The sequence below is a fragment of the Pelagicoccus sp. SDUM812005 genome (assembly GCF_031127875.1).
Lineage (GTDB): Bacteria > Verrucomicrobiota > Verrucomicrobiia > Opitutales > Opitutaceae > Pelagicoccus.
Window position 1 is genome coordinate 1 of sequence record NZ_JARXIA010000035.1, and the last position, 16,975, is coordinate 16,975.

Consider the following 16,975-nt stretch of genomic DNA (forward strand, 5'->3'; position numbering starts at 1 on the left):
AGCATTTTTCGTTTGATCATTCGCATAAGGTAGGGCGGGACCGCCGGGCACGCCGCGTTTCCCTCATCACACAGTACGACTAACTAAACGAAAACCGCTCTAGCCGATTTCAAGAGGCCGCACCGAGTGTGCGTCGAAGCTCGAAATTAAGGAGTCGCCTCTTGCGACCTGTAGCTAAGCTTGCTCGCGCCGTCTTCGGCTAAGGACTCTATTCGCCAGCGAACGAAAAGGCTGGGACTGTTTTCACCAGCTACAGGAACGGCTGCCCTAATCTGATTGTAGTCCGGGGCCGAGCTATCAATCGACAGCTCCGGCTTTATACGGAACCAATTCACTAAATCGTAGCTCCCTTCGTAGCTAATCGAATAGTCGCTGGAACGCCCCGCCAGTAGCGTGAGCTCCGCTGCAAGTTCGTCGGCTTCAAGATCAGAGAATACCCATTGAGGCAACGCGTCGCGAATCCCAGGGTCGAGACTGAGCGCGAATTCGGCCCAGTTGGGAATTCCGTCTTTGTCTGGATCGGCTGACTTATCCATGTACGCGAGCCCAGAGGGGAGGTTACCTGCAGCATGGTCGCCTCGTATCCAAGTTTCGTAGTTTCTGTCGCTGAAACGCGTTGTGCGAATGCCGTCCAGGCGTACCCGCCTTGTCTCGTCGATTTCATATTCGTTTCGAAAAACGTGAAATTCGATTCTTCGGGTTTCGGAGTTGTACAGCTTGGACGACGGTCGGTACTTCCAAGGTTCCTTCTGGCTGATGATATAGTTTTCCTCCGTGTAGTTCTGCTCGTAGATTCCCCACTCGAAGTTGTCGTCTATTTCGATAGTGATTCTCGAGTACTCGCCCGGAGCAAGCGGGCTGGAAACGATAGACGTGAGTCCATCGAGAGCGTCCTCCGCGTTGACGGTCCATGTGCCGTGCCCTTCGATTTTGATACGGGCTCCCGGATAGCCGATCGCCCGCGCGAGCTCTGTGGCGTCAAGCAAGAAGACTTCAGCGGGGCGGCTGTAGAAAAGCGTTCCGTCCGGCGCCTCGGCGCAAGCGATGTAGGTTCCGATAGTCTCCGGCGATACCGATTCGATGAAGAGCCTGTTGCCCTCGCCAACTTGCTTGCCGTTACGCAGCCACTTGATTTCCAAATATTGGCTTGGCCCTGCAACTGCGTTTGCCTGGAGCTCGGCCTCGCTGCCTAGGTATGTGGGCACATTTTGCGGATGGCTGATGAAAGCGTAGTCCCGAATGGGTTTCGCGTTATCGATCCAGACTTTGGCTGGTCCGTCCGGCTTCGGCAGAAGTATCTCGAAATGACTAGCAGGTCGCGAAACCTCCACTTCGATCCAGTCGGAATTTGCAGGCGTCGTTTTCCACCCCTCTTGACTGTAGTACCGGATGCTGGAACCAGCTGGGAAGCCCTCAGACTTTATCGAAATTTTGAATACAGGAAACGCTCCGCCAAAGTTAATGATGCGACTCCAGTCATGATAATACTCTCGGGTGATGCAAAGCGAGTGGTCGCCTTGCACCTTCACTTCGCTATCGAAGTAGTAATCGCCATCCTCCAGTTGTATCGTGAGCGCTTCGCTAGAAACGTCCAAAACCTCGGAGGCGAGCTCTTGAGGGCCGTAGAACAACGCGCCCGAGCAGCTCGATTCGCCCTCGGCATCTACCACCTCCACCTCGTAAACGCCCGATTCCGAGGGGGTTGGCATGCGGTCGAGCAGGAAAGACTCGCCTGAGCTTAGGCCGCTCTCTCGCTTTATCTCTGTTCCATCCTTGTACCAGATCACCGTCAAAGGCTCCTCGCCTTGGTAAGACGCTTTTAAGCTGAGGGTACCTTGCAAGAAGTCTAGGAAGATTTGCGCCCGAGGCGTACGGGACAGTTGGATATTGTGCAGCTTGCCTTGGAAGCCGTTATGAACTCCTAGTGATAGGCGAGCTGTGGTTGCGCTCGACGAAACCCATATCGTTTGCTGATTCCTGTCGTAGTCATGGTCGAGAGAGATGAGCCTAGTTCCAAACCTGATCCATGGATTATAAACCTGCAAATCATAGTCTAAACTCAAATGCCCGGGGCCGTTTATCTGCAAATCGATATAGTTGCCTGATTCCGACACGCTCGTGAAGTACAGCGCCGGTTCCGATCCTATCCGAGTAGGAATCTCGATCTTCGCCTCCACGTTTTCGGAGAAGGAAAGCGAAACGTGTTCGCTTACTAGTCGCGTCAAGATATCGCTTTGGATCCTGAGATCCGGAGAACTGTATTTGCCGTGGGCATTCTCCGCCTCGAACCTATAGGTGCCGACGGCTTGCGATAGGCGGCCGACGTTCAAGGAGGGGCTTGTCTTGCCTGCTAGGGCGGTGCCGTTCTTGAACCACTTTATAGTGAAATTGCTCCCGCTTAGCTGAGGGGATAGGATGAGATCCTGCCCTGAATCGGGATAGCTGAGCAATACCGGTCCGATGAGAGCTGGGGCTTCTACCTTTTCGAAGGCGTCGATCCAGACTTTTGCCGGCTGCTCTCCGGCCCGAAGCCCGAAGGCGATCGATTTATCCCCTGGAACGAAGATCGTGGCCTCCTGCCATTCGTCGCTCTCTTGCAGCCGGAGCGGCGCGGAGCCTTCGACGGCGCAGGAAAAGCTTTCAGCGCTCCCTGGTGAGCGTTTCCAGCGGAAGCGATAGGTCGCGTCTTCGGTTCCCGGCCTGAGGTCGAACCAGTTATGCGATTGAGCTGGGGAGGAGAATTCCAAGGCATCGATTCCGTCCCATGACTCCGCCGATTGAAGGATGAGGTAGTCATCGCGGTCCACCTTATTGTCGACTCGCACAAAATAGGCGTCCTCCAGCTCGATGGCTTCCTTGTAGCCAGGGGTGACGGTGAGATGGATTCTGCCGCTTTCGTCGCTGCCAAGACTATTCGTCGCTTTCAGGAAGTAGGATCCTGAATCGACTGCTTTGGGGTACACGATGTTGAATGATGTTCCGCCGAATGCAGTCCCGATTGGCTGGTCGTCCTTGAACCATTGGTAGGTTAACGGGTCGGATCCGTTCGGTGGGTTGAAAATAAGCTTAACGCCTTGGTTTTCGGCAGTGACCCACGACTTGTCTTGCTTGTCCAAGTCGCTAAAGGACGGAGGATTTATCTGGTCGTATACGCTCACCCGATAGCGGTCGCTTTGGTCTGGATACTCGTTAGACTCGTTCCATGCCAACAAATGGTAATATCCAGCGTGGGCAGGGGAGGCTGCTCCGAGGTTCAGATCCCTTTGGGTGGCTCCAAGGATTGCAACTCCCTCCCGATACCACTGGTACTGGATAGGCTCGGTGCCAAACACCTCCATTTCGATCAAGAAGTCGTCACCTGAAAGGAAGGTCCTCGCGGTGTTGTACTCGCTCTTTATGTAAGCCGGCAGGGGCGAGGTATCAACCGTTAGATAAGCGGTGCGGCTGGTGGTGGACCCATGCTCGTTGCTCACGGTAGCGAAATAGTATCCCTCATCCTCTTTCGATTGGGCGGTTATGCTTAGTTTGTCCTCGTTTGCCCCGGAGATTGGCATACCGTCTTTGTACCACTGTATCGAAAGGTCGTCCTCGAGTCTGCTATAGTAAAGCTTGAATGTATGGGTACTTCCAATACGCAGCGTCCAGTTTTCTGGGCTGTCGCCCGAGATGGCGGGGGGCGTTTTTTCTTGTTCAAAGTATTCCGGGATACGCAGGAAAAGGGTTTCTGCCGCGTCGTGCTCAGAGTTATAGTATGCCCTGTGAGTTAACGTCGCGACAGGGTTCACCTCGCTCCTATTGGTCTGCTGGATCACAGGGTGCCACTCGAGCCCGCGAATGCGTCTTCCGCCGGAGGAGGTGTTCAGAGAGGTCTCGGTCCGCTTAACATCGTCGTAAGGCTTCTTGGCGTAGAAGCGAATGGCTCCAGTGTCAGGAAGATGGATACGCAGAAATGCGGTCTCGTTCACTTCTAGCGCCTTGTTTACGATCGCCGGTTCTCCGTCCTCTTGAGTCAGTTCCCAATGGTCCTCGTGGCTAGCGTATACCGCTCCGTCGAAAGCGAGCAGCTCCTCGATTTGGGTCATTCTGGCGAAGACGAAGAGCTGAAACTCTAGGCTTATCGTGGCCTCGGAGTTCGAAATTTCCAGGGTATAGGTTCCGCGATCCTCCCTGCGGGTAGATTCGAAAACGAGCGCAGGGGTCGTCTCCGAGAGGAGATTTCCGTTGTGGAACCAGCGGTAAGAGATTGGGCCATCGTCCTCAGCCTGCACCTCGAAGCGAGTCGCTTGCCCCTCTTCGGTCTCCTGCACGTACGAGCTGATCCTAGTCAATTGAGGCGGGATCGGAACCTCGACCATCTTGAGGGCATTTTCCAGGTTCACCAGCCCTCCCGAGCGACAGAAGCGCTCAAAGGATGCGACGCGTTTCGAGGAATAGATGACTCGGTTGATTTGCTTCAGGTAGCTGTCATCTGGGAAGTGGGCGCTGCAAAGGGCGAGCATCCCAGAAACGAACGGCGCCGCCATCGACGTGCCATCGAGTGCAGCGTAGGAGGAGTCGGAGTCGTTCCAAGTCGAGTAGATGTATTCTCCGGGCGCGATAACGTCGACCTCGCGATTGGAGTAGTTAGAGAAGCTCGAACGCGTACCGCTGCTGCGGGCCGATCCGACGCTAAGCACATTTTCGTGACTTGAATTCGCTGGAAAACCAAGGGTTGAGGCACCCTCGTTTCCTGCGGCCGCGACGAAAGGTATGCCTTTCAGCTTCGCCCTTCCAATAGCAGCGTCTATGGCGTCGCTCTGGGTTTCGCTGCCCCAGCTTGCGTTGATCACGTGGGCCCCATTCTGAGTTGCGTAGTCGATAGCGGAGGCAAGGGCGCTGTTGGGGCCAACGCCTTCAGCGTTCAATCCCTTCAGAGCCATCAGCTGGACCTTCCAGGCGACCCCCGCCACCCCTTTGCCGTTGTTGCCGGACGCTCCGGCGATCCCCGCTACGTGGGTGCCATGCCCGTTGTCGTCGACCGGAGGCTTCGAGTGCGATATGAAGTTATAGCCATGGACGTCATCTGCGAAGCCGTTTCCGTCGTCGTCGCGGCCGTTACCCGCGATTTCGCCAGCATTTCGCCATATATTTGCCGACAAGTCCTCATGGCTTGTCCGAATGCCTGAATCGATAATCGCGATGATCCGGGAAGGAGCATCCTTTCGCAGCTCCCAAGCCTCGGGCGCGTTGATATCAAAGTCCGTGTTATTATTCAGTCCCCACTGTTGAACCGTATTGTAGAGCGGATCATCGGGAATAGCGGTAGCGTAGAATAGGTAGTTGGGTTCAGCCGAAAGCGGACTGCCAGATTGGGAAATGGCCAGCAGGGCATTTTCGACAGTCTCGAATTCAGCGTCCTTCGACTGAATGACAGCGAGGTAGGGAGAGCTCTCGGATTCGAGATAGGTCCAGCCCAGGGACGCTACAATGTCGTTGATTTCGGCTTCCTCCAGTAGAGAGCTCGAATGAAGAACGACTTGATTCGCGATATACGCTGACGTTTCGCGAATCTTCACCTGCTCGCCGTCTTCATCGTAATCGATGAGATCGCTAACTCGAACGGGAGAAGCGAAGCCGGGAGCTTGCAACAGCCGATGTCGGAGAGCGGCGCCCCCCGCGTGCGCTCCGGCCTCTTCAATCCGTTCGGCAAGAATCAGCGCTCCCTTCCAACTGCGCGGATTGCCCCGTGCAGTCGCGGCAGCGGGGTCATTGGTTCCAGTGACGTCTGGAGAAGCGACAAGAGAAGGGACTGCATGCTCGGCAACTTCGAAACGACCTGGCAGCTCACTTTCCGAAGGCTCGTTCGGCTCTAATTTGTCGCGTTTGCTTAAAAGGAACCCGAAACCAGCGATCAGCAGGAAGGCTAATAGGGAAAAGATGAGGATTCGTGGCCACGAAGGCATGTTGCGAGGTGACGGGAGCTAGAGAAGCAGCGTATTCTTTCTGCTAAACTCAAAGGAATTGGATACAATGAAGTCACGAAATCGCCTCCATTTGACAACTCGAAAGTGCTCGAGGGCAAATTCGCGAGATGTTCCAGTCAATGCTTCGCGGTTGGCGCCACCGCCCTACAGCGAGCCTCCGATCCTCGGAAAACGCCTCACGACGCATCATCGCCACCGCTTGTGCGGAAGCTTGCTTCGCAAGTCCCCCCTGTGAATGCTTCTCGTGGCAGGACCTGCAACCGCGCCACTAGCCCGCAGATCGCCGCAGAGGCGTCGCTTTCGCCGCACTCGTTGGGTAATATAGCTCGTAGGGTCGGCCTTGCCGCCGCACCGCATCGCTTTGATCTCGCTTCTGCGGTAGGGCGACGAGCGCCGACCCTACGATTTAGCCGCTCAAAAGGGCGAGGCGTTCCTAGCCGATTTCAAGAGGCATGCTGTTATCCATTATCATTGCCGTTTCCCTCTTTGTCTTGATACCGCTTGGCGTTAGATTCGCCGCCAGAAAAACGCTCAACAGCTTTATCGAGGATGCTGTTCTCGCTGCGGAAAAGACCGAGCCGGGGAGGGCGCCGCGTCCGTCCCACGAGCTCGCTGGCCAGTTCGAGGCCAAGGCCGTGCTACTCAGTCCCGCCGAACAACGTTTCCACCAAGAGCTGAAGGCAGCGTTGCGGCCGGGGCATGAGATATCCTGCAAGGTGCGGCTCGAGGACGTTTTCCAGGTGAAGCGCGGTTTGTCCGACAAGCGCCAGCGTCACAGTCTGCGCAACCGCATCAAGTCGCGTCACTTGGACTTCGTGGTCACGAACGCGGCCGACTCGCTAATCGTCTCGCTGGTCGAGCTCGACGACGCCTCGCACCGAAGCCAGAAGGCCCAAGCTACCGACCGCTTCAAGGACGAACTCGCCCGCGTATCCGGCCTCAAACTACACCGATTCCCAGCGCGCGCCCGCTACGCCGCCACCGACATCCAAGCCAGCCTCTACGGAGATAATTGATAGGGGCGCCTACCGTGCGTTGACCTTAAAACTCAGCTGCGCCTCCCGAAAGATGGAGAGGGGGCCGCAAAGGTGAAGGATCGACACTTTTTGAGCAACCCATCGTCTAGGATATCGGAAAGCACGCCGAATTCGGTGTACTCGATGACAATTTTGTCATAAGACATGCCCGTTGTGATGGGAACGGTTGCGACCCCACCAGCGGAAACGCCTTCGATTCCAGAAAGCTCCTTGCGGCGGCGGATGTTTGGACTAATCGGCATTGCTTAGCGGGTTAGAGTTCGGGGAGAGACGGCTGGCACCGGGGACGTTCTGACGTACAGGGCGATTAATCACCATGCCGAGAGCAACGAGACCGATTGCGACAACCACTTTTTTTGTTTTAGGAGACATTTTCATTTCGGAATCCAGATTTCGCCGGGATTCCGTTTCCGTCAACGGGTGCAAAGTGACGGCAAATGACGGGGAGTCACTGGCACTGCAGGTAACTGCTCGGGAACTCTGTTTTGCTCGCTAGAAATTGGCACATTGACAGAGTGCCCTAGGTGCGATTCTTAATATCTGCATGGCGACTCCAACCCAACTCAAAGCAAAAGATATATTTACCCCCGGCCGTTACCCAACTTGGACATTAGTTCGAGAGCACTTAGAGGAAAAGAGCAAAACCCTTCACGATGCTCTCGACGATGGTTCGATGTTGGTCTCGGTATCCGGGCCTTCCAAGTCAGGAAAGACCGTATTCATTGAAAACGCCATCGGTAGCGAAAACCTGATACAAATAACCGGTGCGGGGATAAAATCAGCAGATGATGCATGGCTCAGGGTTTTCGATATCATTGGAACTCCTGTTTCCAAGACTGTTGAAAACACGAAGGCTTTTTCTGGAACTGTAGGTGCAAAAGCCTCAGCAGGAGCCAGTGTGATTTTGGCCAAAACAGCCGGGGAAGCTTCAGTAACGGGTGGGTATTCTTCGACAACCAGTAACACTGGTGACATTTCAATCAACTTTCTCCAGCTATTGATCAAGGAGCTCGCGAACACCGATTACGTTATATTTATAGACGATTTTCACTATATACACCGATCGATTCAATCTGATTTGGCTAGGCAGATAAAAGAAGCGATAAGGAACGGTGTGAAGTTTATATGCGCATCTGTTCCCTATCACTCCGACGATGTAATAAGGAGCAATCCTGACCTGCGAGGTAGAATTGTTTCCATTGATTTTGATTATTGGGGAGATGAAGTTTTAGAGAAGATCGCAATCAAAGGCTTCGCTAAGGCCAATGTTTCCTGTCGGAGACCTATGCTAGACAGTTTCGTTTCTGAAGCAGCAGGATCTCCTCAACTTATGCAGTATCTCTGCTTGAATGCGTGCTATGAAATTGGAGTCCGAGTGATCGGAGACGAGTCGGTTGACCTAGTGCATGACCAGAGTTTATTGGAGAAAATCTGTCAAAGAACCGTCTTGTCAACCGACTACAGTTCAGTCGTCAAAAAGATGATCGAGGGACCAAAAACAAGAGGTTCTGATCGAAAAATACATATGTCTAATGTCGGCTGGCAAGGCGATGTTTACCTTTTCCTCTTAACTGCTCTCTCTCTGGATCCGCCCCAGTTGAATTTCCGCTACCAACCCTTGGTTAATCGCATTTCTTCGCTTTGCTTGAACGAATCTCCAAGTGGTTCAAGTATTACAAGTGCTTGTGCTCATTCGGTTTCCATCGCTAATGGAATGGCTCATGATTCTATTTTGGAATGGGATGGCGAGAACGATGTCTTCGATATCCGCGACCCGTATTTTTTATTCTATATCCGGTGGTCTGAGGCACTGACGAGGTAGCTCAAAGTTACAAATTAATGGATACAAACTTTCCATTCACCATCCCCCAAGAGGTGCCTCTCTGAATTTCGTCTTCGATATTCGCCACGTATTGCCCCGGCTTGAGGTCTCCAGCGATTGCGAACTCCGGGCCTTGGCTTTTCACCAATAGCTCGACGTCTTCCGCTTGCTTTTGACGGAAGGCAATCAGGTTGTCCCAATTGCCGCGAGCGTTGGGTGGCATTTACATGATTCGGGTCCTTGAGTCCACATTGATAGTTGTCGCTTTCACTAAAATTGCTAAAGAATCGGGTAGGGTGATTCTGTATCTGAAAGTCAAATACGCTGAGGCGAAGCGGCAGGAGATGCACACGGACTACGAGTCGGTTGCTGAATATCCGTCCTACGAGGAAGCCAACGAGCGGCAGACTGAATTGCTGTCTATGGTATCGCAGGAATCGTGGTGCGCGAATCCACGGGGTTCTTGGAAGTTTACATGGGCGTGCTGCCGAAATTCCATTTGTTCGTCCTGAAAGACGATGCGGCGGCAGCTCGGGACATCGTGGGCTTGGAAGCGGCCAGCGACCATGTGCACATCGCGTGTTGCCCCAAATGCGGCAGCAGCGAAGTTGAGGATGTCGGCGTGCTGAAAAACTCGCAGGCCGGTTACTTCGCCCAATCCCTGGAACTGTGCTTGGCAGTAACGCATCGGGCCATAGCCGAACTGCTGCGTGGACCGAAGTACCGCTGTTCGCAGTGCCAAACCGAATATCGAACGAATTTCCGTAAGCCGCTAGGCTGATGCTGGTATCCGGTTTGTGTGACCATATAAAGCGCAGAAAACACAAAGAATCCTGCAGCGCCTAGCCTTGGTTATATCGAAGGTCCTTCATCGGTTGAGTCTTCGTGCCTTTTCGTGGCCATCAATGCGTTGCAGGATCATGCGGAAGGTAGCTCGAACTGGTATCTGGATAACGGAGGTCGGATTAGTGAATCCATTTTTTGGCCACAAAGAGGCGCAAAGAATCGTGCAATGCTAAGCCTTCGTTATAACGAAGGTCCTTCGTCGGTTGAGTTTTCGTGCCTTTTCGTGGCAATAAATCCGCTGCAGGATCACGCGGAAGGTAGCTCGAACTGGTATCCGGATAACGGAGGTCGGATTAGTGAATCCATTTTTTTGGCCACAAAGAGTCGCAAAGAATCCTGCAGTGCTAAGCCTTCGTTATAACGAAGGTCCTTCATCGGTTGAGTTTTCGTGCTTTTTCGTGGCCATCAATCCGTTGCAGGAGCTCGGTAGACTGGGTGAAGTTCTCGAGGACAGTCGCTGAAACAGCTTATTTCATGGGTCGGTTTTTTACAATTGGGCGGGGCGTGCGGAAATTACTCAGTTTGGGTTTCTAGGTCTGGGAATAACGCACAATAGATATTATGTCTAATATGGATTTGTGTGGGAGGATGGCCGTTTGGGAGCTGCTGCCCTGTTGCTTGTTGAGCCTGTGGGCGGGCTTTCGATGGTGGCTTCCATTTCTTTGGCGGTTCACTGCTGTTTGGCTTTATCCGCTGGGCGGTGTACGCCTGGAACCGCCAATGAGGCCATGGCTCTGCGAGGTCCAAGGCTATGAAAAAGGCGTCCCCATTCCGCGGGGACGCCTTTTGAGAGTTCTTCGTTAGCCGAGCGACACTGTGTCTACCCTTCGGTGCCGTCTTTGATGAAGTGTACGTCCCTCTGGGGATACGGGATGGTGCATCCGCCCGCTTCGAGGGCTTCCTTGCCGGCTTTGGTGAGGTCCAGCTTGGCGGGCCACCAATCGGAAGCCATACAGTAGACACGGAACATGATGTTCACCGAGGAATCGCCCAGGCTATCCACCTTGATGAACGGCGCGGGATCCTTGAGCACGCGTTGGTCCGAGGCGGCGAGCTCTTCGAGGATCTGTATGGCCTTGTTGATGTCGTCGTCGAAGGAGATGCCGAAGGTGATGTCGAAACGTCGCTGGGCGGATACGGTATCGGAATAATTGACGATGATGCTGCCCCAGATCTTGGAATTCGGAATCATGACCTTGGGACAGTCGGGCTGGTGAGCTTTGGTGACGAAAAGGCCGATCTCGTCGACGAGGTAGACGTCCCCTCCTCCGATCTTGATGGCATTGCCGGCCCGGAAGGGCTTGAGGAAGAGGATCATCACTCCGGCGGCGATATTGCTGAGCGTTCCTTGCAGGGCTAGGCCAATGGCCAGGCCGGCAGTGCCCAGCACCGCGATCAAGCTAGCGGTTTCGACGCCGAATTTCCCGAGCACGATGATGATCACCACCACCATGAGGGCGATGTAGATCACTTGCTTGGCGATCGAAGCCAGCGAGGGTTCCTCGGGGTGTTTCTTCTGGATCAAACCGGAAATTCGCTTGGAGATGAACTTCGCTACGATATTGCCCACTATCAGGATGATGACGGCGCCGAGCACGCTCATGCCGTATTCAGTGGCGAATGACACGATGCTTTCGATGAATTGCCGGGAGGCTTGGTCCGCTTCGTCGGCCGTGTTGGCCGCAGGTTCGCCCGCAGTTGCTTGGGCGATGGGTAAGATGAGATGACTTATCATAATAACAGTTGTTCGATGCTAACAGGACCGCCAAAGCAGTCGCTTCGGCTGGCACAGGCGGTAATTCCCTAGCTGATTCCATGCCCGATCCGATTTCAGGCCGACGCTCCCGTAAGTTCCGCTTTGCCTAGGGCATCAAACTGACCAATCTAGGTCCAACCCTTGCAAAACACAAAGTCGGGCGGAGCGTCGCATTGCGAATTGCAATCAGGCGTTTCAAATTGCTTGCTCGTTTATTGGCGACCGGATCTCTGTATTGTAGCAGGTTTATGGATACAGGAGCCTGGCGAATTCCTTGGGCGTAGGCTCTCATCAAAGGGAAAGCCTGCATTTCGTTACGAAAGCGTGTCGTCTACGAAGGTGCACGTAGAAAGCTTCGATTGGCCCTTTGCGGGCTTCCCTTACCGCCTTATCTCTGCTTTCAAGCCCTATGGCACGCCCATGAAGCAGCGCAGGCACGGCAAGAAGGTTTATAATTGGCATCGCCCGCTGGGGCGTTCCCAGCTGCGGCGACGCTTCCTGCGAGGTCGCGATACGATTCGCTCGGTCGACTCGGAGCTGGCTCACTTGCATGATGACTCGGACTCCTCTGTTGAACTGGATTTCTTGCCGTATGAGCTTTCCAACTACTGCTGCGAAACCTGCTATCTGGAGGCCAAGGGCTATGGGCACGAGAACGAGGTGACCGAGTTCTCCGTCAAGCAACTGCTCGACGCCGTCCTGCGCCCATCCCAGTGGCTGCAGGAGCTGGACGAGCTTGCCGATCGTTTGCGAACGGATCGCGAGCCGCTTCGGCCTCTAAGCATCGCTCCAAGCTTCCACGCGATCGAGGAACGCTTGTTCGAACACTTGCAGCTGATCCATGGCCACGCCGGCCAGTTCGAGCGCTTGCAGCGAACCGTGCTGGAGGCGGCTGGCAATATTCAGCGCTTGGAAACCGTCCGGCGGACCAGCGAAGCGATCGGCACGCCCCATTTTGGCCGCATGCTCCTGCTCTTTTCGCCGTTCTGGATCCGCGATCCCTTGCAGTGGGACGAGTCCGCGGAACCGCTGGACCTGCTGCGCTTTCTCTTCGTGAAGCGCGAGGCGCCGGGCTTCCTCTTTCCGGTCTGGCTGCGCTCCGACAATCTGAACGAGATCCATTTGAAGTGGATCCTGTGGCTGATCATCATCGGCCAAGGCGGCAGCTTGAAGCGGGCCTCGCGGCATTTTCCCTGGGCCGTATCCGCAAAGCACCAAGGTTACTTGTCGGAGGTTCCGGACGACTTCAGTCCGGTCGAAGCCATGCGTCTGGTCGAGATCAAGCGCCTGGGCGGCAGCTTGACCACTTTCCGGCGACTGCAGGAGTTTCAGTTCTTCAACTTCGACCCCGTCGAGGACCACTACGAACATCGCCCCTTTTGGGAAGCGACCGTACGCTGGCTGAGCAGGCACGAGGCGGAGCTTTGCGACGAGGATAGCCACGACATCTTGCAATGGGCGATCCACGAGTACACGGAGCGGCGGGCCCGAGGCGGATTCAGCTGGAAGAACCGCAGCGTCGCCGGATGTCGCCGCAACGCCGACACCTATTTCAACAGCCTCAACCTCGGCGGGCAAAACCTTCGCTGGAAGAGCAAGGGCTGGGACTCGGAGTTCGAGGACGAGGCCGGCGTTCGCTGGCGCTTAACGGAACTGCTCGACGGCGAGGCCTTGGTTAAGGAAGGCCAATACATGCGGCACTGCGTATCCCTTTATTCGATACGTTGCTACGGCGGCGACTGCGCTATCTTTTCGCTTCAGCGCGAAGGCGCCCGCCAGATCACCGTGGAGGTGGACCTGCATCAAAGGCGCGTCGTGCAGGCTCGCGGCAAGTTCAACCGTCCCGCGGACGCCAGCGAACAAGCCGCAATCGCCCGTTGGTTTTCCGAGCTCGAATTGCCCAGCCCTTCCTGAGCGAACCGTCCCAACTTCAAACAAAAATCCTAGGCTAATCCAAAGATGACAGCAATCCACCAACTCTTAGGCACCTATCGCAACGCAGCGATTTTCCTCGGCGTCGCCCTTCTCTCCTTCGTCAACGCCGCCTCGGCCCAGTCTCCGGCTGGAACCTGGACGGGGCTCGATAAGTCGATCCACCGCGGCCAGTTGCACGAGTTGACCTTGCAGCTAAGGGAGGCGACTCCGGAGCAGGCTGCGGCCTATCCCAAAAGGACGCCGCTCGCCCTCCCCGCTCTGCAGAAGCAAATGCTGGTGGGCAGCATGGACTTCAAGATCCCCAACCAGCGAGGCTCTCGGGGCTTGCGGGAATCGCGCGAGGTGGTAGCTGCCTATTTTCCGGAGGTCCAGCTGCTGTCCTTGTATTTCACCTACGGAAATCGAGTGGACTACCTGAAGGGACAGGTCGGCGTCTTCGACCCGCAGGAGGGCGTGATCGCCTTTTTCCATACTGGCCCCGCGGCGAAGGACGGCCTGCCTTTCATCCTGCAGCAAGGCAGCACGCCGCCGCAGGACCTGCAGCGGTTGACGGTGCAAAACAATTCCCGCTTCCAAGCTCCCGCCAATCCCATCAACGTGATCCAGGCGGCCCAGCAGCGCAAGGCGGCTCAGAAAGCGGCCCAGGAAGCCATGAAAAGGCAGCAGGAGCTGTTGCTGAAATACCAGCCGCGGCTGCAGGCTCTGCAGCAGGAGATGATCGCCGCCTTGCAAGCGGGCAAGCATGAGCTCGCCCAGGAAAAGCAGCTCGAAATGCAGGAGCTGGCCCAGACCTTGAGAGCGATCCAACGCGGCGAGATTCCGGCCAGCGAATTGGACTCGAGCGCTGGGGCTGGCGCTTCCGCCTCCTCGAAATCCTCCGGAACGGGGTGCCCGGAGGACATCCTCGGCTGGATGGGCGAAGTGGAGGCTAACGGCGAGGACCATCAATCCTTCAGCGGCATGGTGCGGCTCGGAAACTTCTTTCGCGACGCCTATTTCGTGCCGCACTTCGGCAAGCCGTTCGGCGAATTCAGCAAGCAGCAAGGGATGAAGGTGGCCCGCAACTTCCAGTCGCGCTGCTTGGTGCCGGGCAATTCGCTCTACCACTCCGACTACGGTCCGACCTTGAGCGGAGCCTTCACCGACGGGATCCAGTACGGTCGCTTCGATGCGGTTTCCAGCGCCCGGGCCTTGGATTTGCTGGCGAGCTGGCAGGAAGAGATCACGCGGCGCTTGGACGCGAGCGCGAACCTGGACGTCGCGGAAGCCTTCGAACTGATTCGGGGCGGCATCACGACCGCGCTTTGGCCAAAGGAGCAGGAGCTGGGACGCGAGCAAATGGCGGCGGTGATTTACGACAAGGTCAGCACGATGGTCTACAACGAGCTCGATGCCATCTTGGACCGTCTCGAAACGGTGGATACGGCTGAGCCGCTGCGGGCGCTTTTGAACCTGCGGCAGGGCGCCCTCATGGGAAAGATCCCCGAGTCGCGCATGTCGGCCTTCGAGCAGGCCTTCTGGATTAAGGTCGATTCCCCTCTGGAGCGCTACCTCGACCGCATTTTGCGTAGCTTCGGAAAGGCCGAGGACGCCCGAGCCACCTTAGTTGCCGGCAAGCGTTGGCATCGCGATGCGGGGGCGGCCTTGCCGTTGATCGAGGAACGCCCCGCTTATCGCGGCTTTGTCGAAGGATTTTCGATACAGCGTCAGCAGGCCTACGATGCAGCCGAAGAGCGCTTCGTCGAGGAGCTGGCGAGAATCGAGCAGAAGCAGGCGGCGGTGGAGTTCGACTATCCCTTCGCCCTGAGCTCCGATATGGCCATCAGCTCCACCTGGCGGGGCATCAAAGCCCTGCAGACGCAACGATTTCGGGAGATCGATTGGGAAACCCATTTGGCCCGCGTGGGCGACGGTCCGTTCGGTCCCAAGTACCCAGGAGCGGTGTACCTGAATGCGGTCTACCGCGGCGACGTGCGTTTGCTGCGACAGGAAGACGAGGCCTACCAAAACCAATTGCTCGATTATATGTCCCCCTTGCTCAACGACGGCATCGTGGACGCGTTGGGGACGCTACTCAGCGGGGGTCTGCTGGGGGACGAGTTCAACCTGAGCGACATTTTCATTGCCAAGATCAGGGACACGCACGGCTACGATTCGCTGCTGGCTTGCTTCGTGGTGAAGTACCACGGCGTCTACGGCAATTGCGGCGGGCGGCCTACGGTGGTGATCCCGGTGACCACCATTACCACCACGGTGCAACACTTCTCCGATGGTTCGAGCAACAGCTTCGAAAGCGGCAGGGAGACGAATTTCCACACGGTGCTGAAAGACCACTCCGCAGCGTGGCGCCAGTTCGAGGGCAAGTATTCCGATCCGCAGCTAATCCGTTTCGCCTCCTTCCTCTCCAAGACCATGTCGCCCGAGGGCAAGGACCTGAACCTCAGCAACAATCTGGCCGACGCCATCGAGGGCCTGATCCGGGCCATGCGCGCCTATCCCTGCGACCACGAGGTAACGCAACGCCTGGAGGCGAACCTGCTGGACCTCTTTTACGGCCGCATCCCCAGCCGTAGGGGCGCCGTGGATACGAGCTGGAAGCAGTAGCGGGATCCCGTAGCGCGGAGCTTCAGCCCGCGTCCGCAATAGCCTTGGCGAAGGCGGAAGCCCGCGACCGCAACAACCTGATCAGGGTACCCGGATCAGGCTGCTTGCGACACACCGCGTTTGCCTTCTCCTGCAATGCGGTGCGGTGCAAGCGCCGACCCTACGAAATAGCGCTACGGATTCGCTTTTAGCGGCCCATCCAGCCGCCGTCGACGAGCACGGTGGAGCCGTGCATGTAGTTGGCCGCGTCGGAGCAGAGGAAGACGATGGGGCCCTTGAAGTCCTCGGGGCTTCCCCAGCGTCCGGCGGGGATGCGGGCTAGGATTTGCTGGCTGCGTACCGGGTCGTTGCGCAGGGCTTCGGTGTTGTCGGTGTCGATGTAGCCGGGAGCGATGGCGTTGACGTTGACGCCCTTGCTGGCCCACTCGTTGGCGAAGGCCATGGTGAGCTGGCCGACCCCGCCCTTGCTGGCGGCGTATCCAGGAACCGTGACGCCGCCTTGGTAGGTCAGCAGCGAAGCGGTGAAAACGATCTTGCCGGAGCCGCGCTCAACCATGCGCTTGCCGAGCTCGCGGGTGAGCACGAACTGGGCGTTGAGATTGATCTCGATCACCTTGTCCCAGTATTCGTCGCTGTGCTCGGCGGCGGGAGCTCGCAGGATGGTGCCGGCGTTGTTGACGAGGATGTCGATCCGGGGGAAGTCGGCGTTGACGCTCTCGATGAAGGCGTAGAGCGCTTCTCGGTCGCCGAAGTCGCAGCTGTAGGCCTTGAAGGTGCGGCCGAGGGCTTGCACTTCCTTCTCCACCTCGCTGCCGGGAGCGAGCGTGGCGCTGACGCCGATGATGTCGGCCCCGGCTTCCGCCAGGCCGAGGGCCATGGCCTTGCCGATGCCGCGCTTGCAGCCGGTTACGAGGGCGACTTTTCCAGTGAGATCAAATTGCTTCATGGGAATGGAGTTTGGAGTTTTGCTAAAAACCCTACACGTATGTGATCGGGTGGGAGTGACAGTTGC

At 56.3% G+C, this 16,975-nt stretch carries 10 protein-coding genes; 5 read left to right on the plus strand and 5 right to left on the minus strand.

Annotation, left to right across the window (positions count from 1 at the left end):
• Positions 1–146: 146 nt before the first annotated feature.
• Complete coding sequence (locus QEH57_RS23890) at positions 147–5,627, minus strand: S8 family serine peptidase (protein ID WP_309009326.1); 5,481 nt, start codon at positions 5,625–5,627, stop codon at positions 147–149.
• Between the two features lie 788 nt (positions 5,628–6,415).
• Here QEH57_RS23890 and QEH57_RS23895 point away from each other — a divergent pair.
• Positions 6,416–6,979, plus strand: coding sequence for a DUF2726 domain-containing protein (locus QEH57_RS23895; RefSeq protein ID WP_309009327.1), 564 nt, complete (start codon positions 6,416–6,418; stop codon positions 6,977–6,979).
• A 32-nt stretch (positions 6,980–7,011) separates the two neighbouring features.
• Here the strand turns inward: QEH57_RS23895 and QEH57_RS23900 are convergent, their stop codons facing one another.
• Complete coding sequence (locus tag QEH57_RS23900; protein ID WP_309009328.1) at positions 7,012–7,242, minus strand: hypothetical protein; 231 nt, start codon at positions 7,240–7,242, stop codon at positions 7,012–7,014.
• A gap of 302 nt (positions 7,243–7,544) precedes the next feature.
• Between QEH57_RS23900 and QEH57_RS23905 the strand changes: the two genes are divergently transcribed.
• Positions 7,545–8,822, plus strand: coding sequence for a hypothetical protein (locus QEH57_RS23905; protein ID WP_309009329.1), 1,278 nt, complete (start codon positions 7,545–7,547; stop codon positions 8,820–8,822).
• A gap of 7 nt (positions 8,823–8,829) precedes the next feature.
• On the opposite strand, the gene QEH57_RS23910 is transcribed toward QEH57_RS23905, so the two are convergent.
• Positions 8,830–9,045, minus strand: a complete 216-nt coding sequence (locus QEH57_RS23910; RefSeq protein WP_309009330.1) for a hypothetical protein — start codon at positions 9,043–9,045, stop codon at positions 8,830–8,832.
• Positions 9,046–9,261: 216 nt separating this feature from the next.
• Between QEH57_RS23910 and QEH57_RS23915 the strand changes: the two genes are divergently transcribed.
• Positions 9,262–9,603, plus strand: coding sequence for a hypothetical protein (locus QEH57_RS23915; RefSeq protein WP_309009331.1), 342 nt, complete (start codon positions 9,262–9,264; stop codon positions 9,601–9,603).
• Positions 9,604–10,488: 885 nt separating this feature from the next.
• Here the strand turns inward: QEH57_RS23915 and QEH57_RS23920 are convergent.
• A complete protein-coding gene (locus tag QEH57_RS23920; protein ID WP_309009332.1) occupies positions 10,489–11,403 on the minus strand; it encodes a mechanosensitive ion channel domain-containing protein in 915 nt (304 codons plus the stop codon).
• A 345-nt stretch (positions 11,404–11,748) separates the two neighbouring features.
• On the opposite strand from QEH57_RS23920, the gene QEH57_RS23925 reads away from it, so the two are divergent.
• Both QEH57_RS23925 and QEH57_RS23930 read left to right on the plus strand, forming a co-directional pair.
• Entirely contained in the window at positions 11,749–13,338 is a 1,590-nt protein-coding gene (locus QEH57_RS23925) for a PcfJ domain-containing protein (RefSeq protein ID WP_309009333.1), read from the plus strand.
• 45 nt (positions 13,339–13,383) lie between these two features.
• A complete protein-coding gene (locus QEH57_RS23930; protein ID WP_309009334.1) occupies positions 13,384–15,963 on the plus strand; it encodes a hypothetical protein in 2,580 nt (859 codons plus the stop codon).
• A 187-nt stretch (positions 15,964–16,150) separates the two neighbouring features.
• Here QEH57_RS23930 and QEH57_RS23935 read toward each other — a convergent pair whose 3' ends face one another.
• Positions 16,151–16,909, minus strand: coding sequence for an SDR family NAD(P)-dependent oxidoreductase (locus QEH57_RS23935; protein WP_309009335.1), 759 nt, complete (start codon positions 16,907–16,909; stop codon positions 16,151–16,153).
• Positions 16,910–16,975: the final 66 nt, after the last annotated feature.